The sequence below is a fragment of the Streptomyces sp. CA-111067 genome (assembly GCF_050956065.1).
Taxonomy (GTDB): Bacteria; Actinomycetota; Actinomycetes; order Streptomycetales; family Streptomycetaceae; genus Actinacidiphila.
In genome coordinates this window covers 8558614-8585289 of the sequence record NZ_CP192103.1, presented here as the reverse complement: position 1 = coordinate 8585289, position 26676 = coordinate 8558614, and the positions used below count along the sequence as shown (strand labels likewise).

Here is a 26676-nt window from a genome sequence, read left to right as displayed (position 1 = left end):
CATCGCGGTGGGCGGGTCACCTCGGCGGCGCCGAGGCATCGGCCGGCGGTTCAGCCCCAGATCGCGTCGGCGACGGACGTACCGACGAACGCGGCGCCCAGGCCCGCGGTCACACTGCCGACCACGTTGGCCGCCGCGTAGAACCGGGCGCGCTGCTCGGTGAGCCGCAGCGTCTCGAAGGAGAAGGTCGAGTAGGTGCTGAGCGCGCCGCACAGGCCGGTGCCCACGAGCAATTGCACGTGCGGCGACGCCGCGCCCTGCGCCGCGGCGCCGGCGACCAGGCCGAGGATCATCGAACCGCCCACGTTGACGGTGAAGGTGCCCCACGGGAAGAGCGTGTCGTGCTTCAGCTGTACGGCCCGGTCGGTGAGATAGCGCAGCGGCGCCCCGACCATCGCCCCGGCGATCACCAGCAGCCAGTTCACCGCTGCCTCCAGCCGACGACACCGCGGGTCGCCCACGCCCCGGCCCACACCGCGGCCAGCGCGGCGGCCAGGGTCAGGGCGAGATAGCCGAGGGCGGTACGTGCCTGGCCGCCGTCGGTCAGCCGCTGGACGTCGGTGGCGTAGGTGGAGAAGGTGGTGAAGCCGCCGAGCACGCCGGTGCCGAAGAACGGGCGCAGCAGCCGGTGCGGGGTCAGCACCTCGGTGATCAGGACCATGAAGACCCCGATCACGGCGCAGCCGACCACGTTGACCAGCAGGGTGGTCCACGGGAACGAGCCGTTCGCGGTGGGCCACAGCAGGCTCGCGCCGTACCGGCCGCAGGCCCCGACCGCGCCGCCGACGGCGATCACCGCGATCACCGGCGCCTGCCGCAGCATGGCGTCGGCGCGTTCCGCGGGAACGTGCAGGTCGATATCGGGGTCGATGGGTTCTTCGAGTCCGCCGGCCAGCGGGCCACGGGGGTCGGCCATGGGTCACTTCTCCTACTCGCAGGGCACAGCGCAGCCACAGATGCGCGTCGCAAGCAGGGACCGTTGGCGGCGGTTCGCCGCGGTTCGGGTACGGCGGGCCCCACCGCCGTGCGGCCTCCTGGGAGTGCCGCGTGATCAGCTTACCGGCCGCGGCGGCGGCACGCGGGCCGGGTGCCGCCGTGCCGCGCGGGCCGGGTATGCGGGCCGGGTATGCGGGTCGCGGCCCGCCCGGGCGGCGGTGTCGGGCGCGGCGCGTATGGGACGCTGAGCGGGCCGGAGCCCGTGGCGGGCGGGCAGACGAAGCAGAAGAGGAGTGCTCTGGTGTCCAGGGATGCCCGGTGGACGGCGTTGCTCGACCTGCTGGCCGAGCACGGCCGCCTTGAGGTGGACGACGCGGCCGGCGCGCTCGGCGTGTCCACCGCGACCATCCGGCGGGACCTGGACCAGCTGGCCGAGCAGCAGATGCTCACCCGTACCCGCGGCGGCGCGGTCGCGCACGGCGTGTCCTACGAGCTGCCGCTGCGCTACAAGACCGCGCGGCACGCCTCGCAGAAGCAGCGGATCGGCCGGACGGTGGCCGCGATGGTGGCCGTCGGCGAGGTGGTCGGGCTGACCGGCGGCACGACGACGACCGAGGTGGCGCGGGCGCTCGCGGTGCGCGGCGACCTGGCGGCCGAGGGGGCGAGCGGGCCGGGGGCCGCGGCCCGGCAGCCGGTGCTCACCTTGGTCACCAACGCGCTGAACATCGCGAACGAGCTGGTGATCCGCCCGCAGTTCAAGATCGTGGTGACCGGCGGGGTGGCCCGGCCGCAGTCCTACGAGCTGACCGGGCCGCTGGCCAGGAGCGTCCTGGAGGAGATCACCCTGGACATCGCCGTCCTCGGCATCGGCGCCCTCGACCCCGAGCAGGGCGCCTACGCCCACCACGAGGACGAGGCGAGCATCAACCGGCTGCTGGCGGAGCGGGCCCGGCGGGTGGTGGTGGCCGCCGACTCGTCCAAGATCGGCCGCCGCGCCTTCGCCAGGATCTGCGGCATCGAGTCGGTGGACACGCTGGTGACGGACGACGAGATCACGCCGGAGGCGGTGGCCCGGTTCAAGGAGGCGGGGGTGGCGGTGACCGCGGTCTGAGCGGTTCCCGAACGGGCGGATCCGGGCGGATCCCGGCGGATCCTTCGGCGTGTCCGGAGCCGGGCGGTCAGGCGCGGGCGGACCGGGATCCGGACACGGGGCCGGATGCCGGATGCCGGATGCCGGATGATGCTCGAAACAGCCGTTCCGCTGGCATCATTGAGCATCGCGCACGCACCAGCGCGCATATCCAGTCCAGGAGAACCACCGTGCTCGACCCGACCCCGACCGGCTTCGTCCTGGACGGCAGGCCGCTGCGGCTGCTCTCCGGCGCCATGCACTACTTCAGGACGCTGCCGCAGCAGTGGCCGCAGCGGCTGCGGATGCTGCGGGCGATGGGCCTGAACACCGTCGAGACCTACGTGCCATGGAACCTGCACGAACCGCGCCCCGGCTCCTACGACTTCAGCGGCACGGCCGACCTGGACGGCTTCCTGCGGGCCGCGGCCGAAGCCGGGCTGTACGCGATCGTGCGGCCGGCGCCGTACATCTGCGCCGAGTGGGAGAACGGCGGCCTGCCGTGGTGGCTGCTCGCCGACGAGCGGCTGCGCGGCCGGCTGCGGGTGGCCGACCCGGCCTACCTGGCCCATGTGGACCGCTGGTACGACCGGCTGATCCCGGTCGTCGCCGCGCACCAGACCAGCCGCGGCGGCAACGTGCTGATGGTGCAGATCGAGAACGAGTACGGCTCCTTCGGCACCGACACCGGCTATCTGCGGCATCTCGCGGCGGGCCTGCGGGAGCGGGGCATCGACGTGCCGCTGTTCACCTCCGACGGTCCCGAGGACTTCTTCCTCACCGGCGGCACCCTGCCGGGCCACCTGGCCACGGTGAACTTCGGCAGCCACGCCACCGAGGCGTTCGCCGAACTGCGGCGGCACCGGCCGGACGACCCGGCGATGTGCATGGAGTTCTGGTGCGGCTGGTTCGACCACTGGGGCGAGCGGCACACCGTGCGGGAGCCGAAGGACGCGGCGGAGACGCTGCGGGAGATCCTGGCGGCCGGCGCCTCGGTGAACATCTACATGGCGCACGGCGGCACCAACTTCGGCACCTGGGCCGGGGCCAACACCGCCGACCCGGCGACCGGAGCCGGCTACCAGCCGACCGTCACCTCGTACGACTACGACGCCCCGATCGACGAACGCGGCGCGCCCACCGAGAAGTTCTGGGCGTTCCGCGAGGTGCTGGCGCAGTACGCGGACCAGGCGCCGCCCGAGCCCGAGCCGCTGCCCCCGGTGCTGGCCCCGCGGCGGTTCGAACTGCCGGACCACGTACGGCTCTTCGACGTCCTGGACCTGCTGTCGGACGGTGAGGTGGCCGCACCGGTGCCGCCGTCGTTCGAGGAACTCGGCCTGGCGCACGGCCTGGCGCTCTACCGCACTCGCGTCCCCGGCCCGCGCCGGGCGCAACCGCTGTCCGTGCACGGCCTGGCCGACCGCGCGCATGTCTACCTGGACGGCGAACAGGTCGCGGTGCTGGAGCGGGACGCAGCCGACCAGTCGTGGCCGCAGGTGGCGGTGGACGGGGCGGAGGCCGAACTGAGCCTGCTGGTCGAGTCGATGGGCCGGGTGAACTACGGTGCCGCGATCGGCGACCGCAAGGGCCTGACCGCGGTACTGCACACCCGGCAGACCCTGCACGGCTGGACCGCCACCCCGGTGCCGCTCGGCGACCGGCCGTTGCCCGAACTGCCCTGGCGGCGGGGCCCGGTGGCAACCGAGCCAGGCCCCGTGCTGCGCCGCGGCACCCTGCCGCTCGACGAGCCGGCCGACACGTATCTGGCGCTGCCCGGCTGGGGCAAGGGCTACGTCTGGGTCAACGGCTTCTGCCTGGGCCGGTACTGGGACCGCGGCCCGCAACTGACGCTGTACGTACCGGGTCCGCTGCTGCGCGCCGGCGACAACGAGGTCGTCGTCCTGGAACTCGACGGACCCGGCGCGGACTTCGCCGAGCTGCGGGCGGTGCCCGAGTTGGGCTGACCGCGGGCCCGGCTCAGGGCCCCCCACCGGCCGTCCGGCCGTTCCGCCGGGCCGTCCCGACTGCCGTACGGGAGGACCGGCCGTGACGGCTGGGGCGCCCGTGCGGTGCGGGGTCACTGGTAGGCGACGATCCCGCAACCCTTTCTGGAGAGCGCTCTCCCGAGCTTGACACCACCTGACGCCGGGCCGCAGGGTACGTCTTCAAGGGCGCAAAGAGAGCGCTCTCACGACGCCCGTCCACCCGGGCTGCTTCGCCGTCGCCGCATGTCTCCTCCGTGCAGAAGGTGGGTCGTCACGCATGTCTTCGTTCAGGGCCGCAGGCAGTGGTTGTCCGGAGGCCGGGCAACGAACCGACAGCGCGCTGAGCCGCCGCTCGTTCATCACCACCGCGGCGCTCGCGACCGCGGTGCCGGCGGCCGGACCGGCCGGCAGCGCGGTGGCCGCGAGCGCGGGCGGCCCGCCGGCCGCCGCGCAGCCGGACTTCGGTCCCCATGTCACCGTCTTCGGCCCGGACATGGCCGCCGCCGAGATCCAGGCGGCCCTGGACACGGCCGGCCGAACGTCGGTCACCGCGGAGTCCGGCGGCGGCCGGCACGCCTTCCTGTTCAAGCCGGGCAGCTACGACGTGACCGCGCGACTCGGCTACTACACCTCGGTGGCGGGCCTCGGCCTGTCGTCTGACGACGTGACGATCAACGGCTCCGTGCACGTCGAGGGCCTGCCGCAACCCGGCAGCGGCGACAGCGGGTCGGCCGGTTTCTGGCGGTCGGCGGAGAACCTGGCGGCAGGTCCGGCCCCGGTCCGGGAGCAGGTGCTCGCGGGAGTGGCCGGGCAGCCGCTTCCCGATCTGCCGTACGCCACCCTGCCTCCCGGCCCGCCGAGCCGGGAGAAGCCCTTCCTCTACCTGGACCAGGCAGGACGGTACCGGGTGTTCCTGCCCGCGCTGCGGCACGACGCCGCGGGCAGCACGTGCGGCGCCGGCCAGCCGGCCGGGTCGTCGGTGCCGATCGACCGGTTCTTCGTCGCCAGGCCCGGCGACTCGGTGCACACCGTCAACAGGGCGCTGGCGCAGGGCAAGCACCTGCTGCTGACCCCGGGGATCTACCAGCCGGCCGGGACGATCAAGGTCAAGTGGGCCGGCACGGTGGTGCTCGGTATCGGCTTCCCGACGCTGGTCCCGGCCGGCGGCGTGGTGCCGATGACGGTCGGCGACGCGCGCGGCGTGCGGATCGCCGGGGTGCTCTTCGACGCGGGCGGCGCCGACTCCCGGGCGCTGCTGGAGATCGGCAACGGCCGCGGGCGCAGCGACCCGCACGACCCCGCCTCGCTCCATGACGTGTTCTTCCGGGTCGGCGGCGCGGGCCCCGAACGGGCCGCCGCCGGCCTGGTGGTGAACAGCGACCATGTGCTGCTCGACCGGATCCGGGCCTGGCGCGCGGACCACGTCGCCGCGGCGTGACATACCGGAGGCGTCCCGGTGGACGCGGGTCCTCGTCCCGGCGACCGGCGGGGGCGCGCGGACTGCCGCGCGGACGGGGTGAGTTGACGGCGGGTCGGCATATGCCCCCTGGTCGGCGCTCTCGACCGGGTCGGGGCCGCTGCCTAGGATGTGCTCCATGGACCATGAACAAGCACCGCAGCCGGACAAGATCGATGTGACGGTGCCCAGCGTGGCCCGCATGTACGACTTCCTTCTCGACGGCAAGGACAACTACCCCGCCGACCGGACGGCCACCGAGCAGTTACTGCAGGCCGTGCCGAGCATGAAGGTGCTCGCGCTGAACAACCGGCAGTTCCTGCGCCGGGTGGTGCGCAGGCTCGCGGAGGACTACGGCATCAAGCAGTTCGTGGACCACGGCTCCGGCCTGCCCACCCTGGACAACGTGCACGAGGTCGCGCAGCGGATCCACCCGGACGCGAAGGTCGTCTACGTGGACAACGACCCGATCGTGCTGGCGCACGGCCGGGCGCTGCTGGAGCAGAACGAGAACACCGCCGTGCTCCAGGCGGACTTCCGTGACACCGAGAAGATCTGGGGGCACCCGGAGACCACCCGGCTGATCGACCTGGACCAGCCGGTCGCCGCGCTGTTCGTCTCGGTGCTGCACTGCATTCCGGACAGCGACGACCCGGCCGGTGTGGTCAGCCGGGTGGCGGCGAAGCTGAAGCCGGGCAGTTTCCTGGTGGTGTGCCAGCTGGTCAGCGAGAGCGCGCAGACCCGGGAGTACGTCACGGACTTCATGGCGCGGGCCACCGACGGGAACTGGGGCCGGGTGCGGCAGGAGAGCGACCTGGCCGGCTACCTGGAGGGCATGGAGATCCTGGACCCGGGCCTGGTGGAGGTCTCCACCTGGCGTCCGGACGGCGACCTGGTGCTGCGGCAGCCGAGCGACGAGTGGATCGAGTTCGGCGGGGTGGCACGGCTGCGCTGAGCAGCGTTCCCGGCCGGGAGGCCGACGGCGCGGTCACGGTGAACTCCGTGGCCGCGCCTTCTCGTTGCCGCCTCTTCCTGCCGCGTCTTTGCCGCCGGCGGGTCGGGCTCGGGCTGGCCGGCGGGCCGGGCTCGGGCTACTGGTAGCGCAGCAGCGCCTCTTCGATGATGCCCCGGCTGGCGGAGGGGGTCGCGGCCAGCGCGCTCAGCTCGTCCAGCGCGGCACGGTAGCGGTCCACGTCCTCCAGCCGGTCCAGGTACACCGCGCTGGTCATGTGCTCCAGGTAGACCACGTCCGGCAGGAAGTTCTGCGCGAACCGCAGGTAGGTCACGGCGGTGCCGGGACTGGCCGCGGCGCTGGCGGCGTAGGAGGCGATCTGCAGCCGCACCCCGGGCCGCCGCAACACGTCGAGCAGGTAGGCGAGTTGGGCGCGCATCACCTTGGCGCCGCCGACCGGGCGGTAGAGCACGCCCTCGTCGATCAGCGCCCACAGCACGGGCGCGCCGGCCTCCGACATCCTGCGCTGGCGCTCCAGCCGCATCTGCACCCGGCGGGCGTTCTCCTCGGGCATGGCCAGCCGGTGGCCGCTCTGCACCACGGCGTCCGCGTAGGCCGGGGTCTGGAGCAGTCCCGGCACGAACTGGTTCTCGTAGGTGCGCAGTACGTGCGCGTCCCGTTCGAGGCCGATGAGCTGCTGGAGCCACTCCGGCACGATCTCGCCGTACTCCTGCCACCAGTCGGGCTGGACCGCCCGCTCGACCAGGACCGCGATCTCGGCCCGCTCGCGGTCGCCGACGCCGTAGAGGGTGAGCAGGTCCGCCACGTCGCGCGGCTTTAAGGAGACGTGCGCCAGTTCCATCCGGCTGATCTTCGAGACATGGGCGCGGATGTGCGACGCCGCCGTGGCAGGGCTGCAACCGCTGTTCTCCCGAAGGCCGCGCAGATAGTTGCCGAGCACCCGGGACATGGCACGCGCTCCCATGTCCGGCCTGCGCTCGAAGAGTTGTACCGGTGAGGTGACGGGCTGAGCAGACATGCGGGCTCCCGAGTCATACTGGACACGCCAGTATTCCACCGTGAAGCCCGCTGTCGCATCCCCGGGGAATCAGGTAACCGGCCTCACGCCGTGAACGAGTCGAAGTCGCCGTCCTTGGCGCCATCGACGAAAGCGGCCATCTCCGCCTGTGTGTATACCAGAGCGGGCCCGTCCGGGTGGCGGGAGTTGCGAACTGCCACCCCGCCGTCCGGGAGTTGGGCAACCTCGATGCAGTTGCCGCTCGGGTTGCTGCGCGCGCTCTTGACCCATTTCACGCCGGAGATCGAGCTGGCCCGCACTCCGTTGTCGAAGCTGTGCACTGAGCATCGCCCCTTTCTGGTTCGACCGTCCACGCTCATCCGCACCATCGGCACCGCGGGTCGCGGTGACCCCCCACACCTACCCCGCTCGGGTGCGTGCAATTCCCAATGCAATTGCATTTGTTGAGTGCAGCGGGTGGGGGCGGGATCAGGTGAGGACCGCGCCCAGCGAGACGGCGCCGCAGATGAGTACGAACAGCACCGCGAGCAGCGGCCAGATGAACCTGAGGTACTGGTCGTAGCGGACCTTGGCGAGCGCGACGCCACCGATGGTGACGGCGGTGGTGGGCACCCAGAGGTTCATCCAGCCGCTGGCGGCCTGCCAGGCCGTGACCACCACCGAGCGCGAGACGCCGGCGAAGTCGGCCAGCGGCGCCAGGATCGGCATGGCCAGGGTGGCGTGCCCCGAGGTGGACGGGATCAGGAACGCCAGCGGCAGGTTGACCAGGAAGATGATGATGGCGAACACCGCGTTGGAGGTGCCGGAGACCACGCCCTCGATGGAGTGCAGCACGGTGTCGGTGACCTTGGAGTTGTTCATGATCACGGTGACCCCGCGGGCCAGCATGATCACCAGTGCCGGGGAGATGAAGTCCGCCGCGCCCTGGATGATCGTCGAGCTGAGCTTCTGCTCGCCCATCCGCCCGAGCAGCCCGATCAGCACCGCGGCCACCAGGAACAGCGCGGCCAACTCGGCGAAGGACCAGTCGAGTTCCCAGCCGTACGGGGTGGCGTCCGCCTTGCCGGTCAGCGCGCTCGCCCACGGCACCACCGAGAAGATCATGAAGGCGAAGACCAGCCCGACGCCGATCAGCACCGCCTTGTGCATCCTCGTCAGCTCCGGCGGCGGTCCGCTGGTCTCGGCGCTCTGCTCCCGGTCGCCGGGCAGGAAGCCGGTGATCGACCGGTCGGGGTCCTTCTGTACCCGCTTGCCGTAGCGGACCACGTAGGCGACGGTGACCGTGGTGAGCACGATCCACATCAGGAAGCGCAGCACGATGCCGTCGCCGAGCGAGATGTCCGCGGCCGAGGAGGCGACGCCGGTGGCGAAGGGGTTGACCGTCGAGCACAGCACGCCGACCCCGGCGCCCAGGATGATCGCGCCGGTGGCGACCATCCGGTCGTAGCCGAGCGCCAGCATCAGCGGCACGATCAGCCCGTAGAAGCCGAGGGTCTCCTCGGCGAAGCCCTCCACCGTGCCGAGTGCCGAGAAGACCACCATGATGCCGATGATCAGCAGCGCGCCGCGGTCGCGCAGCGCGTGCGCGAGCCGGGCGATGCCCCGGTCCAGCGCCCCGGTGGCGAACACCACCGTGATGAACGCGCCGATGGCCAGCACGAACAGGAAGACGCCCGCACTGCCGTACAGGTCACCGGAGTTGGTGGGGCCGACCGAGCCGGTCTTGGCGTCCTGGATGCCGTAGAGGCCGTTGACCGGCGACAGGAACAGGTCCTTGAGGTGGTCCACGAAGCTGAGCCCCGACGAGACCCGGTGGTAGGTGCCCTGGATCGGGGCGCCGGACGCCTTGCGCCGGTACTCCCCCGACGGAATCAGGAAAGCCAGCGCCCAGACGGCGAGGGTGACGATCGCCAGCACGGTCAGCGCGCTGGGGAAGGTGAACTTGTGCTTCTTCTGCGGCTGTTCGCCGTCAGGGGCGGACGCGGGGCCGTCACCGTCAGGGGCTGACGCGGGCCCGTCACCGTCGGGGGCGGAGGCCGCCGCCGTGCTGTCCGTGCTCACTTCGCCTCCCGGGCGGCGGCGAACGACCGCGCGTACTCCCGCAGGAAGGCCGCCTCGGCGATCACCGCGCCGCGCAGTTCGGAGAACAGCACCCGCTCGTTGGGGGCGTGCAGGCCGCACATGCTGTCCTGGGCGCCGAAGAGCAGCACCTCGGCTCCCGGCACCGCCTTGGCCAGGCCGTTGACCAGCGGGATCGATCCGCCGCTCGCCGCCGACTCGGCCTCGGTGCCCCAGCCCTCGCGCAGCGCGGCGCGGGCGGCCCGGTAGGCAGGTCCGCCGGTGGCCGGCTCGAAACCGGGCCCGGCGTCGCTGGGGGTGACGGTCAGCTCGATGCCGAACGGGCGGTGCTCGCGCAGGTGCCGTACCAGCGCGGCGGTGGCCTCGTCCGGGTCCTGGAGGGGGTGCGCCCGCAGGTTGAGCTTGGCGCGGGCGTACGGCACGACGGCGGAGGCGGCGCCGTCCACGTCCGGCGCGTCGAGGCCGATCACGGTGACGGCGGGCCCGCTCCACAGCCGCTCCCCCAGGCTGCCGGTGCCGATCAGCGGCACCCCGTCCTGGACGGTGGCCAGCTCGCGGAACTCCTCCTCGGTGTACGAGGCGCCGGTCCACTCCTCGCGGCGCAGCCCGGCCACCGCCACGTCGCCCTTGGCGTCGTGCAGCGAGGCCAGCGCCTGGAGCAGGGCGAGCAGCGCGTCGGGCGCGGCGCCGCCGTACTCGCCGCTGTGCCGGGCCTCCGCGAGCGTGCGGACCTCCACCACCACCTCGCAGACCCCGCGCAGCCCGGTGGTCAGCGTCGGGGTGCCGGGCCGCAGGTTGCCCATGTCGGCGATCACCATGGCGTCGCAGGCGAAGCGGTCGGGGTCGGTCGGCGGGTAGTCGTCGAAGGCGCTGCCGTACTCCTCCTGGCCTTCGAGGACGATCTTCAGGCCGGTCGGCGGCCGGCCGTCGTAGGCGCGCAGCACGCCGAGGTGGGCGATCACGTTGGACTTGTCGTCCGCGATGCCGCGGGCCCGCAGCCCGCCCTCGACCGGGGTCGGCTCGAACGGCGGCGAGTGCCACAGCGACTCGTCGCCGGGCGGCTGGACGTCGTAGTGCCCGTAGAGCAGCACGGTCGGGGCGTCGGGGGTGGGCGGCGGCACCTCGGCGTAGATCACCGGGGAGGTGTCGGGCAGCTCCAGCCGCTCGATGTGCTCCACGCCCGCGTCGCGCAGCAGCTCCACGAGCAGGTCGTGGGCCCGCTCGACCTGGTCCTTGGGGTAGCCGGGAAACGCGATCGACGGGATCTCCGCCAGCCGGACGAGATCCGCGGTGAGCCCGTCCATCAGGCCGTCCACTGTGCTGGCGAGGTCCATGGTGGCGCGCTCCCTGCTCTTGTCCCGTCCGGGGGCGCGCGGGGTACCTCCCGCGGGTGGCGTCCCCGGGGCCCCGGGGAGGGGCCATGGGAGCACGATCGCCACGGCGGTGCTCGGCCGCAGCCGGGGGTGGGCCGAACGGACGAAGCGCGCGTCCGGCGCGCGCGCTGCGGACCCGGCTTTTCGGGGTACTCGGGGCACGGGCTGAGGTCGCATTCCGGCTGCGCGCCGTCCGTGGCTGAGCGCGCAGTTCCCCGCGCCCCTACAAACCGGCATCCCGCCGTACGGGGATCGCTTGCTGCCCGGCTGCCGGTCGTCTTGGGCTCAGCGCGCCGTTCCCCGCGCCCCCACAGGCCGGCTTCCCGCCGTACGGGCTTCGCTTGCTGCCCGGCTGCCGGTCGTCTTGGGCTCAGCGCGCCGTTCCCCGCGCCCCTACAAGCCGGCTTCCCGCCGTACGGGGATCGCTTGCTGCCCGGCCAACGGCCGTCCTGGGCTCAGCACGCAGTTCCCCGCGCCCCCACAAACCGGCATCCCGCCGTACAGGGATCGCTTGCTGCCCGGCCAACGGCCGTCCTGGGCTCAGCGCGCAGTTCCCCGCGCCCCTATGGGGCCGCTTGTCAGGGGAGTTTGCGGAGCTCGATCAGGAGGGCCTGTTCGGGGTTGAGGGTGGGCATCGGGAGGCCGGCGAGTGTCAGGGCTGTGCCGGGGAGGGGCAGCCAGGTCTCTTGGGCGCGGGTGAACCAGGACGGGCCGCTGGCCTGGTGGAGGGACGGGTGGCCGAGGTCGGTGCGGATTCGCAGCTGGTAGTGGGCCGTGGGATCGAGGCCCGGGAGGGGGACGCGGCCTGACTGGGCCTCGGGGGAAGTGGTCAGCCGGACCCAGGCGTAGAGCGCGGCCGTGCCGTCCCTCGCCACGACGCCGTGCAGCGCGGTGGCCTCGCCCGGCAGGTCGGCGCGGACCGTGCGGCCGCTGTGCAGCAGCGGGCGCAGCTCGCGGTAGAGGGCGGTCCACGCAGTGAGCCGGGCCAGTTCCTGGGGGGTGCAGCCGGTGATGTCCTGCTCGATGCCGGGGTGGCCGAACAGCGCCGTGGCGAGCCGGAAGGAGTGGGACGCCACCCGGGCGGTGGTGTGGCTGGCCGCCGGGCCGACGTGCGCGCCGAGCAGTTCCGGCGGCAGCAGCTGGCCCGACCAGCGCTGGATGGACTGCCGCTCCAGCGGGTCGTTGCAGTCGGAGGTCCAGACCCGGTCGGTCCGCGCCAGGATGCCGAGGTCGATCCGTCCGCCACCGCTGGCGCAGCTCTCGATCTCCAGCCCCGGGTGCCGCGCGCGCAGCGCGTCGAGCAGCCGGTAGAGCGCGATCACCTGGGCGTGGCTGACCGGCCGGTCGTCGGCGCCGTGCACGGCCTCGTGCAGCTCCCGGTTGTGGTCCCACTTCAGGTAGCCGATGCCGTACTCGCGGACCAGCCGGTCCAGCGCGTCGAGCAGGTACGCCTCGACCTCGGGGTTGGCCAGGTCCAGTACGTACTGGTGCCGCGAGGACGGCCCGGGCCCCGCGGTCGGGCCGAGTATCCAGTCCGGGTGCGCCCTGGCGAGCTCGGAGTCGGGGTTGACCATCTCGGGCTCCACCCACAGCCCGAACTCCATGCCGAGCTCCCGTACGTGGTCGGCCAGCGGGAACAGCCCGTCCGGCCACACGTCGGCGTCGACCGTCCAGTCCCCCAGGCCGGCCCGGTCCGAGCGCCGGCCGGTGAACCAGCCGTCGTCCAGGACGAAGCGCTCGACGCCGACCTCGGCCGCCCGCTCGGCGAGCCGCCGCAGCCGGTCCAGGTCGTGGTCGAAGTAGACCGCCTCCCAGCTGTTCAGCACGACGGGGCGCGGGGTGCGCGGATGGCCGGGGCGGGCCCGCAGCAGGTCGTGGAACCGGTCGGCGAGCCCGTCGAGCCCGTCCGCCGACCAGGCGAAATGGCAGACCGGCGCGCGGTAGGTGTCGCCCGGCCCGAGCCGGATCTCCCCCGACCGCAGCAGCTCGCCGCCGCCGAGGACGGAGGCGTGGCCGCCGGCGCCCTCGGGCAGCTGCTCCACCAGGTAGCGCTGGTCGCCGCTCCAGGCCACGTGCACGGCCCACACCTCGCCGGAGCGGAAGCCGAAGCCGGGCACGCCGACGGTGAGCAGATACGGCGAGTCGGGGCCGGACTTGCCGCGCCGCACCTCGCGGGAGTGGGTGCCGTGCACCAGCGGCCGGCGCTGCGGGGACCGCTCCCTCGACCACTTGCCGGTGAAGTCCAGGATCTCGGTGGCCCGCCGGGGCAGCGGCAGCAGGGTGGTGAGCGCCGACAGGTCGTACGGCTCGGAGTGGCGGTCGCGAGCCGTCGCCGAACGGCTGATCTCAGCGCCGACGGCGAGCACCCCGGACGGTTCGAGCCGGTAGGTGACGGTGATGTCGAGGCTGCCGGCGCAGTCGCTCATCGCGACGATCAGCTCGCCGCCGCCGGCCGGATCCGCCTGATAGGAGGTGGCGGTGGTGGCCGGCCGCGGGGCGGTCGCGGTGCCCGCGAGATGGCCCTGGTGAGCGGGGGTGCCCGACCAGCCGTCGGCCTCGGTGGGCCAGATGGTGAACTGCCGGGGCCGGTCGATGGCGTTCTTGAGCACCGGGCCCTCGGCGGTCAGCGCGAGGGCGGCGGCGTCCTGTTCCGGCAGCTCGCCGAGGTCGGCGCCCCAGTGCAGGACGCGGGGCACCGGCTCGGTGAGTTCCACCAGGAGCGAGGTGCCCGCCGCGCGCAGATGGACGGTCCGCGCCGCCGGGTGGGGCGCCGCGGAGTCCTCATCCTGGTTCTGCCGGTCCGTGATCATCCGCGCCGATCCATGGTGTCGAGGTCGAGATGCCGCGACCATAAGCGGGGTTTCCTTCCAGCGTCAACATTGCTCAGCCTGTTATGACCGGAACCTTCACATACCACCGGCGAGTCATCCGGCCGTTTAGTTTCCTGTGGAAAGGTAGAATCCGGGCATGACGCTCGCCGACCAGCCGCCCGCCGCCGCACTGGTCTTCCGGACGCTGCTGGCGCACGGCCCGCTGAGCCGGGCGGAGACCGGCCGGCGGACCGGCCTGTCGCCGGGCGCGGTGACCAAGGCCGCCACCGGGCTGCTCGCCGACGGCTGGATCGCCGAGGCCGTCCGCCCGGCGGCGGAGCGGGCCGGCGGCCGGCCGGCGACGCCGATCGCGGTGCGCCCGCAGCGCGCGCGGTTCATCGGGATCAAGGTGACCTCCGACGAGCTGATCGGGGTGCTCACCGACCTCACCGCGCGGCCGCTGGCGGCCGGCCGGGCCGCACTGGGTTCACGGGACGTCGGCGCCGTGGTGCTGGCGATCGGTCGCCTCGCCGCGCGGTTGCGCGCGGCGGACACGCCGTCAGACGGAGACGTGGGCTTGGTGCTGGGCTTGGCGGCCGACACGCCGTCTGACGGGGACGCAGGGATCGCGGCGGACGCGGTCGCGGCCGGCGACGGCCGGGTGTACGGCGTCGGGGTGACCCTGGCCGGGGATGTGGACGGCAGGACCGGCACCGTCCAGTATTCGCCGTTCCTCGACTGGCGCCGGGTGCCGCTGGCCCGGCTGGTCGAGGCCGCCACCGGGACGGCGGCGGTGATCGACAACGACGTGCGGGCGCTGACCGTGGCCGAGCAGTGGTTCGGCGCCGGGGCCGGGCTGTCGTCGTTCGCGCTGGTGACGGTCGGCGCCGGGATCGGCTGCGGCATCTCGATCGGCGGCCGGGTGGTCTCGGGCGCGTACGGCGTGTCCGGCGAGCTGGGCCATCTGCCGGTGGGCGGCACCGACCGCACCTGCACCTGCGGCAACACCGGCTGCGTGGAGGCGGTGGCCTCCGCGTACGCCATCGCCGACCAGGCGGGCGAGGCCGTCGGCGAGCCGGGGATGACCCTGGAGGACGCGGTGCGGCGGGCGCACGCGGGCGATCCGGCGGTGCGCGCGGTGTTCGCCCGCGCCGGGCACGCGGTGGGGCTCGCGCTGGCCTCGGTCGCCAACCTGATCGGGCCCGAGCGGATCATCATCTCGGGTGAAGGGGTCGCCGCCTACGACCTGTTCGCCGAGCGGATCAGGCACGCGTTCGCCGCGCACGCGTTCGGCGCGGCCGGCGACTGCGACCTGGTGGTGCGCCCGCTGCCGTTCGAGCAGTGGGCGCGGGGCGCCGCGGCGGTCGCCGCGCAACGGCTGTTCGCACCGGCCGGCTGAGGGCGCGGCGGCTCCCGGCGGGACACCCCGTCGGAACGCGCGGCGGGTCGCGCGGCGGGACCGAGGCCGGACCCGGGCCGGAATCCGCGGGATCGGGCCTGCTGCGGGGCTCGACTGTCCGCCTCGGTGCGCCTTCAATGAAGGCAGCGGAATGAGTGTCGAAACGACGACGAAGTCGGGTTGACGATGGCAGAGCAGGGCGGACTCCGGCAGCGCAGGACCGTACTGGAGCACGAGTGGGCCCGCTGGGTCCCGCAGTCCCGGCTGCCCCGGCCCGCCGCGCCGCGGCAGGCGTCAGCGCCGGCGTCACCGGTGGCCTCACCGCCCGCGTCGGCGGCCGAGCTCGCGGCCGCGCTGCGCCCCGAGGTCACCGAGTCGTGGGCGCGCTGCCTGGACACCGTCGATCCGGCCCGGGAGAGCGCGCCGCAGGACGACGACCGCGCCCGGTGGGCGGGTTCGCCGCTGCGGGTCCCGGTGACCGACCTCGCCGACGAGCTGCACAGCATCGCCGAGGACGCCGGCTTCGTGGTCGCGGTGACCGACGAGTCCGGCACCATCTTGTGGACCTGCGGCGGCCGGGTGATGCGGCGCCGGGCGGAGCAGGTCAACTTCGCGCCCGGCGGGCGCTGGGACGAGCCGGCGATGGGCACCAACGCGCTGTCGCTCGCGCTGCGCACCGGCCGTCCCAGTACGGTCTTCTCCGCGGAGCACCTGGTCGCGGCGCTGCACGGCTGGGTCTGCTACTGCGCGCCGATCCACGGCCCGGACGGCCGGGTGCTCGGCGTGCTCGACCTGTCCACCACCTGGGACCGGTCGCATCCGCTGGCGCTGCCGACCGTACGGACGCTGACCTCGGCGATCGAGGCCAGGCTCGCCGCCGTACCGCGGCTCTCCACCGGAGCGCGGAGCGGGCCGCCGCCGTCCGGACCGCCCGCCGTGCGGCTCGACTGCCTGGGCGAGGTGCGGGTCCGCGGCGGTGCGGGCGGGCCGCTGCACCTGCCGCCGCGCCAGCTGGAGATCCTGGCGCTGCTCGCGCTGGAGCCCGACGGCTTCCCACCGCAGCGGCTGCGGCTGTCGGTCTACGGCGACCGGCCGGTCAGCTCGTCCACGTTCAAGGCCGAGGTCTCGCACCTGCGCCGCGCGCTGGGCGGCGGTGTCGCCACCCGCCGTTACGCGCTGACGGTGCCGGTCGGCTGCGACGCCGTCGAGGTGCTGCGGGCGCTGGAGCGCGGCGACACCGCCGAGGCCGTACGCCGCTACCGCGGGCCGCTGCTGCCGCAGTCCGAGGCGCCGGGCGTGGTGGCCTGGCGCGCCCAGTTGGAGGTCGGCGTCCGGGAGGCGGTGCTGGCCAGCGGCCGGCCCGAGCACGCGCTGCGCTACGGGGAACGGGCGGCGTACGACAGCGAGGTGCACGCGCACGCGCTGCGGCTGCTGGGCGCGGGCGATGTCCGGCGGGGCATCGCGGCGAGCAGGCTGAGCGCGGCCCGGCTGCGTTGAGCGGGCCCCGGCCGAGCCGGAAGGGCCGGACCCGAGTGGGAGGGGCCGGACGGACGAGGAGCGGTCGCGGGTCGGCTGAGCTCAAGTCCCGGGCGCGCGCCAACCTTTCACCAACCTCCGGCGGCGACAGTGGCGGCAGCACCGTACCCGCAGCATCCGTATCCCCAGGAGCGCCGCCATGGTCTACGCGCAGCCAGGCACCGAAGGCAGCATCGTCAACTTCGCCCGCAGGTATGACAACTTCATCGGCGGGGAGTGGGTCGCACCGGTCGACGGCCGGTACTTCGACAACCCGTCACCGGTGACCGGCCAGACGTTCTGCGAGGTCGCCAGGTCCACCGCGCCCGACGTCGACCTCGCCCTGGACGCCGCGCACGCCGCCGCCGGCGCGTGGGGCCGCACCTCCCCCACCGAGCGCGCGCTGGTCCTCAACAAGATCGCCGACCGGATCGAGGAGAACCTGGAGAAGCTCGCCGTCGCCGAGACCTGGGAGAACGGCAAGCCGGTCCGCGAGACGCTGGCCGCCGACCTGCCGCTGACGGTGGACCACTTCCGGTACTTCGCCGGGGCGATCAGGGCCCAGGAGGGCAGCATCTCCGAGCTCGACCCGGAGACCGTGGCCTACCACTTCCACGAGCCGCTCGGCGTGGTCGGCCAGATCATCCCGTGGAACTTCCCGATCCTGATGGCCACCTGGAAGCTGGCGCCCGCGCTGGCCGCGGGCAACTGCGTGGTGATCAAGCCCGCCGAGCAGACCCCGGCCAGCCTGCTGCTGGTGATGGAGCTGATCGCGGACCTGCTGCCGCCGGGCGTGGTCAACGTCGTCAACGGCTTCGGCGTCGAGGCCGGCAAGCCGCTGGCGTCCAGCCCGCGGGTGGCGAAGGTGGCGTTCACCGGTGAGACCACCACCGGCCGGCTGATCATGCAGTACGCCAGCGAGAACATCATCCCGGTGACGCTGGAACTGGGCGGCAAGAGCCCCAACATCTTCATGCCCGACGTGACGGCCGCCGACGACGACTTCCTCGACAAGGCCGTCGAGGGCTTCGTGATGTTCGCGCTCAACCAGGGCGAGGTCTGCACCTGTCCGTCCCGGGCGCTGATCCACTCGGCGATCTACGACGAGTTCATCGCCCGCTGCGTCCAGCGCACCGAGGCGATCGTGGCCGGCGACCCGCTGGACCCGGCCACGATGATCGGCGCGCAGGCCAGCAACGACCAGTACGAGAAGATCCTCTCCTACTTCGACATCGGCGCGAAGGAGGGCGCCGAGGTGCTGACCGGCGGCTCCTCCCGCACGGTGGCCGGCCTCGACGGCTACTACATCGAGCCGACGATCTTCCGCGGCACGAACGACATGCGGATCTTCCAGGAGGAGATCTTCGGCCCCGTGGTGTCGGTGACCACCTTCGACTCCGAGGACGAGGCACTCAAACTCGCCAACGACACCCTGTACGGCCTCGGCGCCGGCCTGTGGACCAGGGACGGCAACGCCGCCTACCGGATGGGCCGCGAGATCAAAGCGGGCCGGGTATGGACCAACTGCTACCACGCCTACCCCGCACACGCGGCCTTCGGCGGCTACAAGAACTCCGGCATCGGCCGCGAGAACCACAAGATGATGCTGGAGCACTACCAGCAGACGAAGAATCTCCTGGTGTCGTACTCCCCGAAGAAGCAGGGCTTCTTCTAGACCTCCCGAAAGTGGTGCCTGACCTGGTCTTTCACCGGGCCGGGCACCACCTCGGACTCGTCAGCGTCGGCGCGGTGCAGTGCCTGGTATTCTCCCGATTTCTCCCACTGGTATCCCACCTCTGACCAGCTGTTCCGGGGCATTTCCGGGCCGGATTCCCTGGGTGTCCCTGTCGGTGGCCTCTTCTGTGTCAGCCCATCGGCGCATGGACTCCTCGATGCGGCCGTTGGCGTAGTCCTGCGCTCCCGCGAGGAACTTGGCGTAGTAGCTGAACATGACCTGGATGCTCTGCCCGGCGCGTCGGGCGCATTCGGCGGGGTCGACGCCTGAGGCGAGCCAGAAGGAGATGCCTGCATGCCGCAGGTCGTAGGGCCGCTTGGCCAACCGCAGAACCTGTTCATCCACCGTGAGTGCAGCAGCCCGGGCTCTGGCCCAGGTGATTCCGTAGGCGCCGGCGTCGACGTAGCCACCGGCCGCGTTCCGGAATATCCGCCCGTCGCCTGCGACGCCGAACCGATGCACGTGTGCACGCAAGATGGCGACGAAGTCCGGCGGAATGGGCACGGGCCGGGTGGCGTTGGCGGCACGCCGCTTCAGGGAGTGGACCTCATGCACGGAGCCGTCGTTGGACCAGCCCTTCCCCGCGATGACAACTCCCCCTTTCAGATTGAGCAGACCCCATCCCGTCGTGGGTAGCATGCACTGCGAAAACTTCAGGTGGATGACCTCCGCAGGGCGCATTGCGGCGTAGTACATGCAGCCGAAGAAGGCTTCCAGGTGGGGACCCCGCCCCTTCTGCGACCCAACCGCAGCGAGGAGGCGCGCAACTTGATGGGGGTTCGGGACGCAGTCCGGATCAACCTCATCAACGTGGCCCGGGGGCGTCCAGCGCAGACCGGCCATGGGGTTCTGCACGAAGTAGCCACGCTCCACGGCCACAGAGAAGACCTCGTTCACCGCGGCTTTTTTGCGCTTGATAGTCTTTGGCGCAGCCGGATTCCCGTCTAGCTTGAGCGACAAAATGTCCAGACCTCGTCGCAGGACATCGGGCTCCATCAGTTCGCTGACTGGGAGCGAGTGTCGTTCCAGCCAGGTCAGCGCGTCACGCCACTCATCAGGCGGGTCCGTGCTCCATGCGTTCTTGTTGAACCCCCACGAGTACAGCGCGCGCCTCAGCACGCGAGGATCTGTATAGGCACGACCAGAGCGCACGAATGCGGGGGTCACGGTAGCCAGAGCATCGGCCAGAGTTCGGCGCGTGTTACCGGGCGTGCGGGTCCACCGCTGGTCCATGTAGTCGTGGGCCAGGCTGTACCAGGTCTTCTGTTGCCTGGCGGCCCGGACCTCCGAGGCAGGCAGTCCCGATTCCTGATCGAAAGGTTCACCATCACGAGCAGCCGTCATGAGCTTCGAGCGTCGGCTCTCGGCCAGCCCTTTAGTCAGAAAGGACTCGGATTTCTCGTGCCCGTTGACGGTCCAGCGAACCTCGAAGCCCTTGCGCCGGTCCGGGCGCTCGCGTATGTCCCAGAACCGGACCTTATAGCTCATCACCAACTCTGAGTGTTCTCCTCGCACGCCCTCCACCAGGCGTCCAGGTCGGCCCGCCTGCAGCGTAGTTCACCATTCGGTAGTTTGATCATGCGCGGTGCCAGGTTCCTGGCGCGTAGCCGATAGAACGCGGACGGACTCATCCGGATCTCCGCCAAGACTTCGGCAAGCTTGAGCGCGGGGGGACGGCTCATATTCTCCTTCACACAGCAGCAACTCAGTGATCAATGACATACGCCCTCGGGAACCAGTTACGCGGACACCGGGGACATCACCAATGATCCACAGGAAAGGCGTTTTGCCTGACGGCATTTTCTGGGCTATAAGGAGCCAGCGGACCCCACAAATATCCGCCAGGCGTCTCTGGACACGGTCACGCCAAGCGCATCTCGTCGACCGCGACCGCAGGCGTTAGAGCAACGTCCCTCCGGAGCCGTGTGCGCAGGTTCGAATCCTGCCGGGGGCACCTTTGACCGATCGCAGGTCAGGTGCTTAAAAGACCCTCTGATCAGGCAGAACGTCTGATCGGAGGGTTTTTGACTGCCTGCAGATCGAGGCCACCAGAAGCAGCCAGGGGCTACGGCAGGCCGGACCGTGTGACGTATTTTTGACGGAGAATCGCGCCACGATTCGCCGGAGGACACCGAAACGGGTGCGGCCCCGGACAGGAGTCCGGGGCCGCGATCGGTCATACAGGAGTAGCTACTTGTACTCGCCCAGCAGGCTCTCGATGCGCTGGTTGGCGATCTCGATCCTGCCGTAAAGGCACTTAGCGTAACGGGCGGGGAGGACTTCCACGCTGTTTCCGGCCCGCTCGGCGACTTCGGTGGGGTCGACTCCGGCGTTCAGCCAGGCGGACAGGGCGGAGTGCCGCAGGTCGTAGGGACGGTGCGCCAGCGGGGAGCGCGCCAAGCGGGGCGGGAGCGCGAGCTCCCTTGCTTCGTGCCAGACCCGGTCGTAGGTGGAGGAGCCCAGGACGCCGCGTCGCTCATTGAAGAACAGCCGGCCGTCCTCCGCCACGCCGTGCGTGCGGATGCTCTCCTTCAAGATGATTACCAGCAGTGGCGGCAGTGGCACCACCCGGATGTCCTGCGCGGCTCGGTTCTTCAGGCCCCGGTCGTCATGGACCTCACCGGAGTCGGTCCACCTCTTGCCGACCGTCGGACGAGTTCGGTGAAGCGTGGCGCCGCCCCAGCCCCGCGCCGGCAGGGTGAGGTCGTCCTCCGACAGGCCAACGGCCTCCGCCGGGCGCAGAGCGGCGTAGTACATGCTGGCGAACAGCCCCACCAGGCGGCGACCGCGTGCCCGTTCGTAGCCGCCGACACAGGACACCGCTGTGATGAGCGAGGCGGCCTGAGCGGGGTTGGCCACCACCCTGGGATCGACCTGGGTTGTCGCCTTCGGCTTCTCCCACTTGACCGCGTCCACCTGGTTCTCGGCGAAGTCCTTGCGGTCCACGGCGTAGTTCAGGGCCGCGACGAGGGTCTTGCGCTTGCGGCGCACCGTCTCCCCGGCTGCCGGCTTCCCGTCCAGCCTCAGCTTGAAGGTGTCCAGCACCTCCCGCACCACCACCGGCTCTTTCAAGTCCGTCAGCGGGCGGGACGCCTTCTGTACCCAGCGCAGCACCCGGGCCACCTCCGGCGGGAGCTCCCGCTCACCCAGGGCTTCGGCATAGTCGGTCGGCGTCTGTTTCATGATCACTTGAGGTGAAGAGGTCGAGCGGGCGGTTCCTGCTCACGTCCGTTGCGGCTCGGCGCCCTTGCGTCTCACTCCGCACCGTCGGGTGGAGCGAGCCGGCTGCACTGGGAGATGATCCCGTGCATGGCTGAAGAGGCAGGTAAAGGTGCGGACGACGCTTGTGCGTGGGCTGAGCGACTGGGTTGGGCGTTCGGGCTTATAGCGGAGGATCCGGCTGCGAGAGGTGCAGCGCTCGTCCATTTGGTGGAGGCCCAGAGGAAGGTCACGGACGCGCTCGTCCAGTCCAACGAGATGTGGCTGCTGACGCGGCCTCTCGGATCGGAGGAGCAGTACCGGGAGCCGGTCTTTGCGCAGGCGCGCCGGAGGCATCAGCAAGCCCAGAGGCGTTCGCTGCCTGATGGGGTGTGGGGTGGTCCTGTGGGTGGGGATCTGGCGACGTGGCCGGGGCTGCCTTATGTATTGCTGTTCCTGGAGTGGGAGGCGAGGTACCCGTTGGAGTGGACGCAGCATGCGAAGGCGTGGGGTACGAAGAAGAGTCTTATCCGGGAGGTGGCCCGTGCTCGTCTCGATGGGGCGGTCAGGGCGAAGCTCACCGACCTGGTCGAGATCGTCGTTCACCGGGCGTATCGCTGCAAAGATCGCGAGTACGTGCGGGTTGCCCGGGCTGTCGATAGCGCTGACCTGCGGGACAGGCTCGATCGGGCAGCCGATTCGGACAGTCCGTGGGCTCGGTGCCATGCCGGGTATGTGCTCTGGCTCCTTGACCGCCCTGATTTGCCGAACAGCCGTCGTGTCTGGCAGGCCTGGGTGGCAGGCGAGGCTGCGGCGTCGACGTGACCGGGGGCGTTGCAGGGTAGGTTCCCGTGATCATGGAGTGCTCTTCGCCCCGTGACCTGCCTGGAAGACCGTGCCTGCCGACGTATCAACCCTGATTCCGCCTGCCCTTGACCGGCTCCGCGAGCAGTCCGACGTCGGGCACGGGGAGGTGCCCGGCCTGCTGGAGCGGCTGGCTGAGGTGCCGGATCCGCGCGATCCGCGCGGCGTGCGCCATGCCCTGGCCGTCGTGCTCACCCTGACCGCGTGCGCGGTGCTGACCGGAGCGACCTCGCTGCTGGCGATCGGCGAGTGGATCGCGGACGCGCCGCCGCACGTCCTGGAGCGACTCGGCATGCGCCCCGATCCAGTACTGCCCCGGAGGTTGGTGCCCTCGGAGGCAACGGTCCGCCGGCTGCTCGCCCGCATCGACGGTGATGCCCTGGACCGGGCGGTGGGCGGATGGCTTGCCGACCGCCGGCCCGAGAGCACCGAGCTGCGCGGACTGTCCGTGGACGGCAAGTGCCTGCGCGGCGCGGCGAAGGCTCAGGGGCGGAGGATCCACCTACTCGCCGCGGTAGAGCACACCACCGGGCTGGTCCTGGCCCAGCTCGACGTCGGCGAGAAGACCGGTGAGGTCACCCGCTTCCAGCCGCTACTCGACACCGTCGCCGACCTGGCCGCAACCGTGGTCACCAGCGACGCGCTCCATACGCAACGCGAGCACGCCGCCTACCTCTTGGGCCGCGGGGCCCAATACATCGCGATCGCCAAGGGCAACCAGAGGAAGCTGCGCAAACAGCTGAAGTCCCTTCCCTGGATGGACATCCCGTTCCAGGGCCGCACCCGGGGCACCGGCCACGGCCGCGCGGAGATCCGCCGGATCAAGGTCGCCACCGTGAACAACTTGCTCTTCCCCGGCGCCCGCCAGGCCGTCCAGGTCAAGCGCCGCCGCACCAACCGCAAGGCCGGCAAGACCACCATCACGACCGTCTACGCGGTCACCAGCCTGGCCGCCGAGCAGGCCACGCCGGTCCAACTCGCGAGACTGATCCGCGACCACTGGAAGATCGAGGCCCTGCACCACGTCCGCGACACCACCTTCGCCGAGGACGCCTCCCAGCTGCGGACCGGCAACGCACCCCGCGCGATGGCGACCTGGCGCAACCTCGCCGTCGGCGCCCTCCGGCTGAGCGGCGTCAAGAACATCGCCGCCGGCCTCCGCCGCAACGCACGCGATGCCCGCCGACCCCTCGCACTCCTCGGCCTCACGTGATCACAAAACGGGCGCCCGCCGACTATGCCGAAGCCCTGGTCCTGCCGTCAGTCCGCTTCCGCGAGAGCCAAGTCGAGTGAGAACACCGAGAGGCGGCGTCCTCACTCGACTTGGCAGCCCAGCAGCTCACTGACCCCTCTCCGCCAGATGGACTGGGACAGGACACTGCGCGACGTGGCCCGCGTTCAGTTCCACATGTCTGCCGGTGAAACGGGTTCGCATGCGGCGGTCGTGGGTGACGATGACGACCGCGCCTCGGTAGCGGGCCAGGGCTCCCTCCAGTTCTTCGACCAGGACCGGGGAGAGATGGTTGGTGGGCTCGTCCAGCAACAGCAGGTCGATGGGTTCGCTGACAAGGCGGGCCAGTTCGATCCGGCGCCTTTGCCCGTAGGACAGTTCACTCACTGTCAGGCGCAGTTCGGCAGGGCTGAACAGGCCGAGGGACAACAGATGGTCCATGTGCTCGTCCGGTTCGCCTCCGCGGCCGTGGGCGAACGCCTGAGGGGCGGTCAGGCCGGGCGGCCACGGCGTCTCCTCCTGTCTCAAGTGCCCGACCCTGCCCCGCGTGCGCATCGTCCCCTCATCGGGCTGCAACTCACCCGCCAGCACCCGCATCAGTGTCGTCTTGCCGGCCCCGTTGGGCCCGGTGACCAACAACCGCTCCGCGCCGCCGATCCGCAGCGCAGGTACGTGCAGCCGGTCCCCGACACGGATGCCGGTGAGCTCCGCCGCCGCCTGCGACGTCTGACCGTCGGCGGTGGTCATCTGAGCGGCGAAGACCAGCGGTTCGGGCGGCGGCGCGACAGGACTGACCGTCAGCCGCTCGACACGCTCCTTCGCATTGCGGATACGGACCATCGCCCCGTGACCACGGCCGCGGGCGCGGAAGCCGCCGTGGCCGACGACGGCAAGCGGCACCTTGCGAGGGATCGCCTCCAGCCGTGCCACGTTCGTGGCGGCCAGCTTCTGGTTGCGATCCAACTCCGCGCACCAGCCCGTGTACTGCTGAAGTCTGCTCCGCCGCTCAGCGGCCTTGGCGGCAAGGTAGCCGTTGTAGCCGTCGCCGTGACGCGTCACCTTCCCCTCGCCGATCTCCAGGATTGTGGTGGTGACCCGTTCCAGGAACACTCGGTCATGGGTGACCGCGAGCACCGTGCCGCGATGTCCCCGCAGGTGTGCCTCCAGCCAGCTCACCGCCTGGTCATCCAGATCGTTGGTCGGTTCGTCCAGCAGCAACAGCTCCGGCCGCGACGCCAAGGTCGCGGCCAGAGCCAGCCGCGATCGTTCACCGCCCGACAGCGTGCCCAAGGCCCGATCACGAGCCAGACCCGGCAGACCGAGCCCGTGCAGGGCAATGTCCACCCGGGCGTCGGCCTCGTACCCGGCGCGCGCCTCGTACTGGGCCACCATGCGGGCGTAGGAGTCCAGCGCGGCGGTGAGCTGCGCCCCCGCCAAGCCCGTGAGTCCGGCCTCGGCCTGGTGCATCCGCGCTTCGAGTTCACGCAGGTCGGCAAGCGCCATATCCACCGCGTCCTGGACGGTGGCCCCGAAGGGCAGGGCCAACGACTGGGCCAGGTAGCCCGAGCCGCCCGGTGCGATCACGGTCAGTTCGCCGTTGACGGGCCGGTCCTGCCCGGCGATCAGTCGCAGCAGGGTGGATTTCCCGGCTCCGTTGTCGCCGATGATGCCGGCCTTCTCGCCCGGCTTGATGCTGAACGAAACGTCGTCCAACACGACGTGGTCGTCGTAGCGGCGGGTGACGTTCTGAAGAGATAGCTGTGCGGTAAGCATGAAGCCCCCTGTTCTCGGCCGAGCCGATCGGCACGGGTGGACGAACGCATCCGCGCACGCCGGAAACACTCCGCTGCACGTCGGACAGGCGGCGTCACGGGAGGAGCGCAAGCACGGATGAGAACGTGCGACGGCGGAGCCAACCTCAACGCGGCCGCACGGGGACTATCACAGAGAACCCATGCGCAGGACGATAGGCGGGAGCCCATGCGACTGCAAGCCATTATCTTCGGTGAGATCCCAGAAAGGTGAGGCCAAAGAGCCGAGGGCACTCCATGGCCCCTTCTGGGCTTGTCCCGGCGCTACCCCAATGAGTGTCGAAACGCGGTGCGCGGCCGGCGGCGGGCAGGTGGTCGGGCAGACCGCGACGCGCAGGACCCGGTCCATCTCGATGCCGTCGTTGGGGCCGAACTGATGTCCCACTGTGCTGAACCGCTTTACGGCGAGGTCGGCAAGGCCTCGGTCAGTATTCGAACCTGCGGCCGGTGGACTGGTGGGGTGGCTCAGTAGGATCCGCTGCATGCCTTGGATACGACGGCGTGCGCGCGACGTGGAGCCGCCTTCGGATCGCCTGTCCGATCGTGAGTTCCTGGCCCTGGTGCAGGCGAGCCTGGAGGAGTACGCGCCCGGCGTGACGCAGGATACCGAGCTCAAGGGCAGTTCGCTGATCAGCCCGAGCGGATGGGCGGTGGCCGTGGCACCACCCCACCACGGGGGCGGTCGCCACTACGACTTCGTCGCACTTCCGGACGTGGGCGTTCAGCCGGACGTGCCCTGCTTCCTGGACTGTGTCGTGGCGATGGCCGAGGATCCCCGCAGGGCAGCAGACAGCTGGGTGCAGACAGCCGGCGCCTGCCTGCTCGAACTCCTCGACCGGCGCGAGCGCTTCGCAGACCATGCGGGCCCCGGTGATGAGCGCGGCGTCCCCGGCTGGCACTCGATCACCTCCGGCACGGTCGCTCTGGGGCTCGACACTGCCCAGAGCCGTCGCTTGCAGACGGCGCTGGTCGACGCGAACGTCCTGCACCGCATCGCCGGCGCCATGACTGCGGACCTCGCATCGCCGTTCTTCAACGGGGTCAAGGTCTTCTACGGCGGGCGCCCGGGCGCGATGCAGGCCGAGGTCCGGGTCAACGGAGAACGCCACGAGGCCGCGTCCGCCGCGATGGCGGCGCTGGGCCTGCCCGAGCCCACAGCCTTCA

The 26676-nt window shown here is 71.3% G+C and carries 19 protein-coding genes and 2 pseudogenes; 10 read left to right on the top strand and 11 right to left on the bottom strand.

Translation table 11 applies throughout. The features are described from left to right. Window positions 1-50: 50 nt before the first annotated feature. Window positions 51-425: a fluoride efflux transporter CrcB gene (gene crcB / locus ACQPW6_RS37840; RefSeq protein WP_433894249.1), complete on the bottom strand. Its 375-nt coding sequence runs from the start codon at window positions 423-425 to the stop codon at window positions 51-53. Next, window positions 422-916: a fluoride efflux transporter CrcB gene (gene crcB, locus ACQPW6_RS37835; RefSeq protein ID WP_433894248.1), complete on the bottom strand. Its 495-nt coding sequence runs from the start codon at window positions 914-916 to the stop codon at window positions 422-424. The genes crcB (ACQPW6_RS37840) and crcB (ACQPW6_RS37835) overlap by 4 nt, the downstream gene beginning before the upstream one ends. A 321-nt stretch (window positions 917-1237) precedes the next feature. Between crcB (ACQPW6_RS37835) and ACQPW6_RS37830 the strand changes: the two genes are divergently transcribed. The 4 genes from ACQPW6_RS37830 to ACQPW6_RS37815 all read left to right on the top strand — a co-directional run bounded on the left by ACQPW6_RS37830 (window position 1238) and on the right by ACQPW6_RS37815 (window position 6461). Beyond that, window positions 1238-2047: a DeoR/GlpR family DNA-binding transcription regulator gene (locus ACQPW6_RS37830; protein WP_433894247.1), complete on the top strand. Its 810-nt coding sequence runs from the start codon at window positions 1238-1240 to the stop codon at window positions 2045-2047. Between the two features lie 209 nt (window positions 2048-2256). Beyond that, entirely contained in the window at window positions 2257-4029 is a 1773-nt protein-coding gene (locus ACQPW6_RS37825) for a beta-galactosidase (RefSeq protein ID WP_433894246.1), read from the top strand. Between the two features lie 298 nt (window positions 4030-4327). Then, on the top strand, window positions 4328-5488 hold the full coding sequence (locus ACQPW6_RS37820) for a hypothetical protein (protein WP_433894245.1): 1161 nt from the start codon (window positions 4328-4330) through the stop codon (window positions 5486-5488). A gap of 157 nt (window positions 5489-5645) precedes the next feature. Beyond that, a complete protein-coding gene (locus ACQPW6_RS37815; protein WP_433894244.1) occupies window positions 5646-6461 on the top strand; it encodes an SAM-dependent methyltransferase in 816 nt (271 codons plus the stop codon). 136 nt (window positions 6462-6597) lie between these two features. Here the strand turns inward: ACQPW6_RS37815 and ACQPW6_RS37810 are convergent, their stop codons facing one another. The 5 genes from ACQPW6_RS37810 to ACQPW6_RS37790 all read right to left on the bottom strand — a co-directional run bounded on the left by ACQPW6_RS37810 (window position 6598) and on the right by ACQPW6_RS37790 (window position 13759). Further along, window positions 6598-7497, bottom strand: a complete 900-nt coding sequence (locus ACQPW6_RS37810; RefSeq protein WP_433894243.1) for a helix-turn-helix domain-containing protein — start codon at window positions 7495-7497, stop codon at window positions 6598-6600. Window positions 7498-7580: 83 nt separating this feature from the next. After that, complete coding sequence (locus ACQPW6_RS37805) at window positions 7581-7817, bottom strand: DUF397 domain-containing protein (protein ID WP_433894242.1); 237 nt, start codon at window positions 7815-7817, stop codon at window positions 7581-7583. 148 nt (window positions 7818-7965) lie between these two features. Continuing rightward, a complete protein-coding gene (locus ACQPW6_RS37800) occupies window positions 7966-9420 on the bottom strand; it encodes a YfcC family protein (protein WP_433894790.1) in 1455 nt (484 codons plus the stop codon). A gap of 134 nt (window positions 9421-9554) precedes the next feature. Continuing rightward, window positions 9555-10910 carry a M20/M25/M40 family metallo-hydrolase gene (locus ACQPW6_RS37795; RefSeq protein WP_433894241.1) on the bottom strand — a complete coding sequence of 452 codons (1356 nt, stop codon included), beginning with the start codon at window positions 10908-10910 and terminating at the stop codon, window positions 9555-9557. A gap of 617 nt (window positions 10911-11527) precedes the next feature. Then, window positions 11528-13759 (bottom strand): alpha-galactosidase, encoded by a 2232-nt coding sequence (locus ACQPW6_RS37790; RefSeq protein ID WP_433894240.1) that lies wholly within the window; start codon window positions 13757-13759, stop codon window positions 11528-11530. 157 nt (window positions 13760-13916) lie between these two features. Between ACQPW6_RS37790 and ACQPW6_RS37785 the strand changes: the two genes are divergently transcribed. From ACQPW6_RS37785 to adh, 3 genes are all read left to right on the top strand, one after another. Beyond that, window positions 13917-15158, top strand: a complete 1242-nt coding sequence (locus ACQPW6_RS37785) for an ROK family transcriptional regulator (protein ID WP_433894239.1) — start codon at window positions 13917-13919, stop codon at window positions 15156-15158. 186 nt (window positions 15159-15344) lie between these two features. Then, window positions 15345-16655, top strand: a complete 1311-nt coding sequence (locus ACQPW6_RS37780; protein WP_433894238.1) for a GAF domain-containing protein — start codon at window positions 15345-15347, stop codon at window positions 16653-16655. Window positions 16656-16833: 178 nt separating this feature from the next. Next, on the top strand, window positions 16834-18348 hold the full coding sequence (adh, locus tag ACQPW6_RS37775) for an aldehyde dehydrogenase (protein ID WP_433894237.1): 1515 nt from the start codon (window positions 16834-16836) through the stop codon (window positions 18346-18348). 60 nt (window positions 18349-18408) lie between these two features. Here the strand turns inward: adh and ACQPW6_RS37770 are convergent, their stop codons facing one another. The 3 genes and pseudogenes from ACQPW6_RS37770 to ACQPW6_RS37760 all read right to left on the bottom strand — a co-directional run. After that, a complete protein-coding gene (locus tag ACQPW6_RS37770; RefSeq protein ID WP_433894789.1) occupies window positions 18409-19896 on the bottom strand; it encodes a tyrosine-type recombinase/integrase in 1488 nt (495 codons plus the stop codon). Next, entirely contained in the window at window positions 19896-20090 is a 195-nt protein-coding gene (locus tag ACQPW6_RS37765) for a helix-turn-helix transcriptional regulator (RefSeq protein WP_433894236.1), read from the bottom strand. The genes ACQPW6_RS37770 and ACQPW6_RS37765 overlap by 1 nt, the downstream gene beginning before the upstream one ends. A gap of 508 nt (window positions 20091-20598) precedes the next feature. Next, a pseudogene (locus ACQPW6_RS37760) lies at window positions 20599-21552 on the bottom strand (tyrosine-type recombinase/integrase); the annotation flags it as partial. A 165-nt stretch (window positions 21553-21717) separates the two neighbouring features. Here ACQPW6_RS37760 and ACQPW6_RS37755 point away from each other — a divergent pair. Beyond that, window positions 21718-22431 (top strand): hypothetical protein, encoded by a 714-nt coding sequence (locus ACQPW6_RS37755; RefSeq protein ID WP_433894235.1) that lies wholly within the window; start codon window positions 21718-21720, stop codon window positions 22429-22431. 70 nt (window positions 22432-22501) lie between these two features. Beyond that, entirely contained in the window at window positions 22502-23683 is a 1182-nt protein-coding gene (locus ACQPW6_RS37750; RefSeq protein WP_433894234.1) for an ISAs1 family transposase, read from the top strand. A 126-nt stretch (window positions 23684-23809) separates the two neighbouring features. On the opposite strand, the gene ACQPW6_RS37745 is transcribed toward ACQPW6_RS37750, so the two are convergent. Next, window positions 23810-25474, bottom strand: a complete 1665-nt coding sequence (locus tag ACQPW6_RS37745; RefSeq protein ID WP_433894233.1) for a TlrC/CarA/OleB/SrmB family ABC-F type ribosomal protection protein — start codon at window positions 25472-25474, stop codon at window positions 23810-23812. 520 nt (window positions 25475-25994) lie between these two features. On the opposite strand from ACQPW6_RS37745, the pseudogene ACQPW6_RS37740 reads away from it, so the two are divergent. After that, window positions 25995-26645: pseudogene (locus ACQPW6_RS37740) on the top strand (DUF6348 family protein); the annotation flags it as partial. Window positions 26646-26676 lie beyond the last annotated feature (31 nt).

Excerpts from the sequence above, each read along its gene's own strand:
- crcB (WP_433894248.1), bottom strand. The coding sequence starts at position 916 with ATGGCCGACCCCCGTGGCCCGCTGGCCGGCGGACTCGAAGAACCCATC.
- ACQPW6_RS37820 (WP_433894245.1), top strand. The coding sequence starts at position 4,328 with ATGTCTTCGTTCAGGGCCGCAGGCAGTGGTTGTCCGGAGGCCGGGCAA.
- ACQPW6_RS37815 (WP_433894244.1), top strand. The coding sequence starts at position 5,646 with ATGGACCATGAACAAGCACCGCAGCCGGACAAGATCGATGTGACGGTG.
- ACQPW6_RS37810 (WP_433894243.1), bottom strand. The coding sequence starts at position 7,497 with ATGTCTGCTCAGCCCGTCACCTCACCGGTACAACTCTTCGAGCGCAGG.
- ACQPW6_RS37795 (WP_433894241.1), bottom strand. The coding sequence starts at position 10,910 with ATGGACCTCGCCAGCACAGTGGACGGCCTGATGGACGGGCTCACCGCG.
- ACQPW6_RS37790 (WP_433894240.1), bottom strand. The coding sequence starts at position 13,759 with ATGATCACGGACCGGCAGAACCAGGATGAGGACTCCGCGGCGCCCCAC.
- ACQPW6_RS37785 (WP_433894239.1), top strand. The coding sequence starts at position 13,917 with ATGACGCTCGCCGACCAGCCGCCCGCCGCCGCACTGGTCTTCCGGACG.
- ACQPW6_RS37780 (WP_433894238.1), top strand. The coding sequence starts at position 15,345 with ATGGCAGAGCAGGGCGGACTCCGGCAGCGCAGGACCGTACTGGAGCAC.
- adh (WP_433894237.1), top strand. The coding sequence starts at position 16,834 with ATGGTCTACGCGCAGCCAGGCACCGAAGGCAGCATCGTCAACTTCGCC.
- ACQPW6_RS37770 (WP_433894789.1), bottom strand. The coding sequence starts at position 19,896 with ATGAGCTATAAGGTCCGGTTCTGGGACATACGCGAGCGCCCGGACCGG.
- ACQPW6_RS37765 (WP_433894236.1), bottom strand. The coding sequence starts at position 20,090 with ATGAGCCGTCCCCCCGCGCTCAAGCTTGCCGAAGTCTTGGCGGAGATC.
- ACQPW6_RS37755 (WP_433894235.1), top strand. The coding sequence starts at position 21,718 with ATGGCTGAAGAGGCAGGTAAAGGTGCGGACGACGCTTGTGCGTGGGCT.
- ACQPW6_RS37745 (WP_433894233.1), bottom strand. The coding sequence starts at position 25,474 with ATGCTTACCGCACAGCTATCTCTTCAGAACGTCACCCGCCGCTACGAC.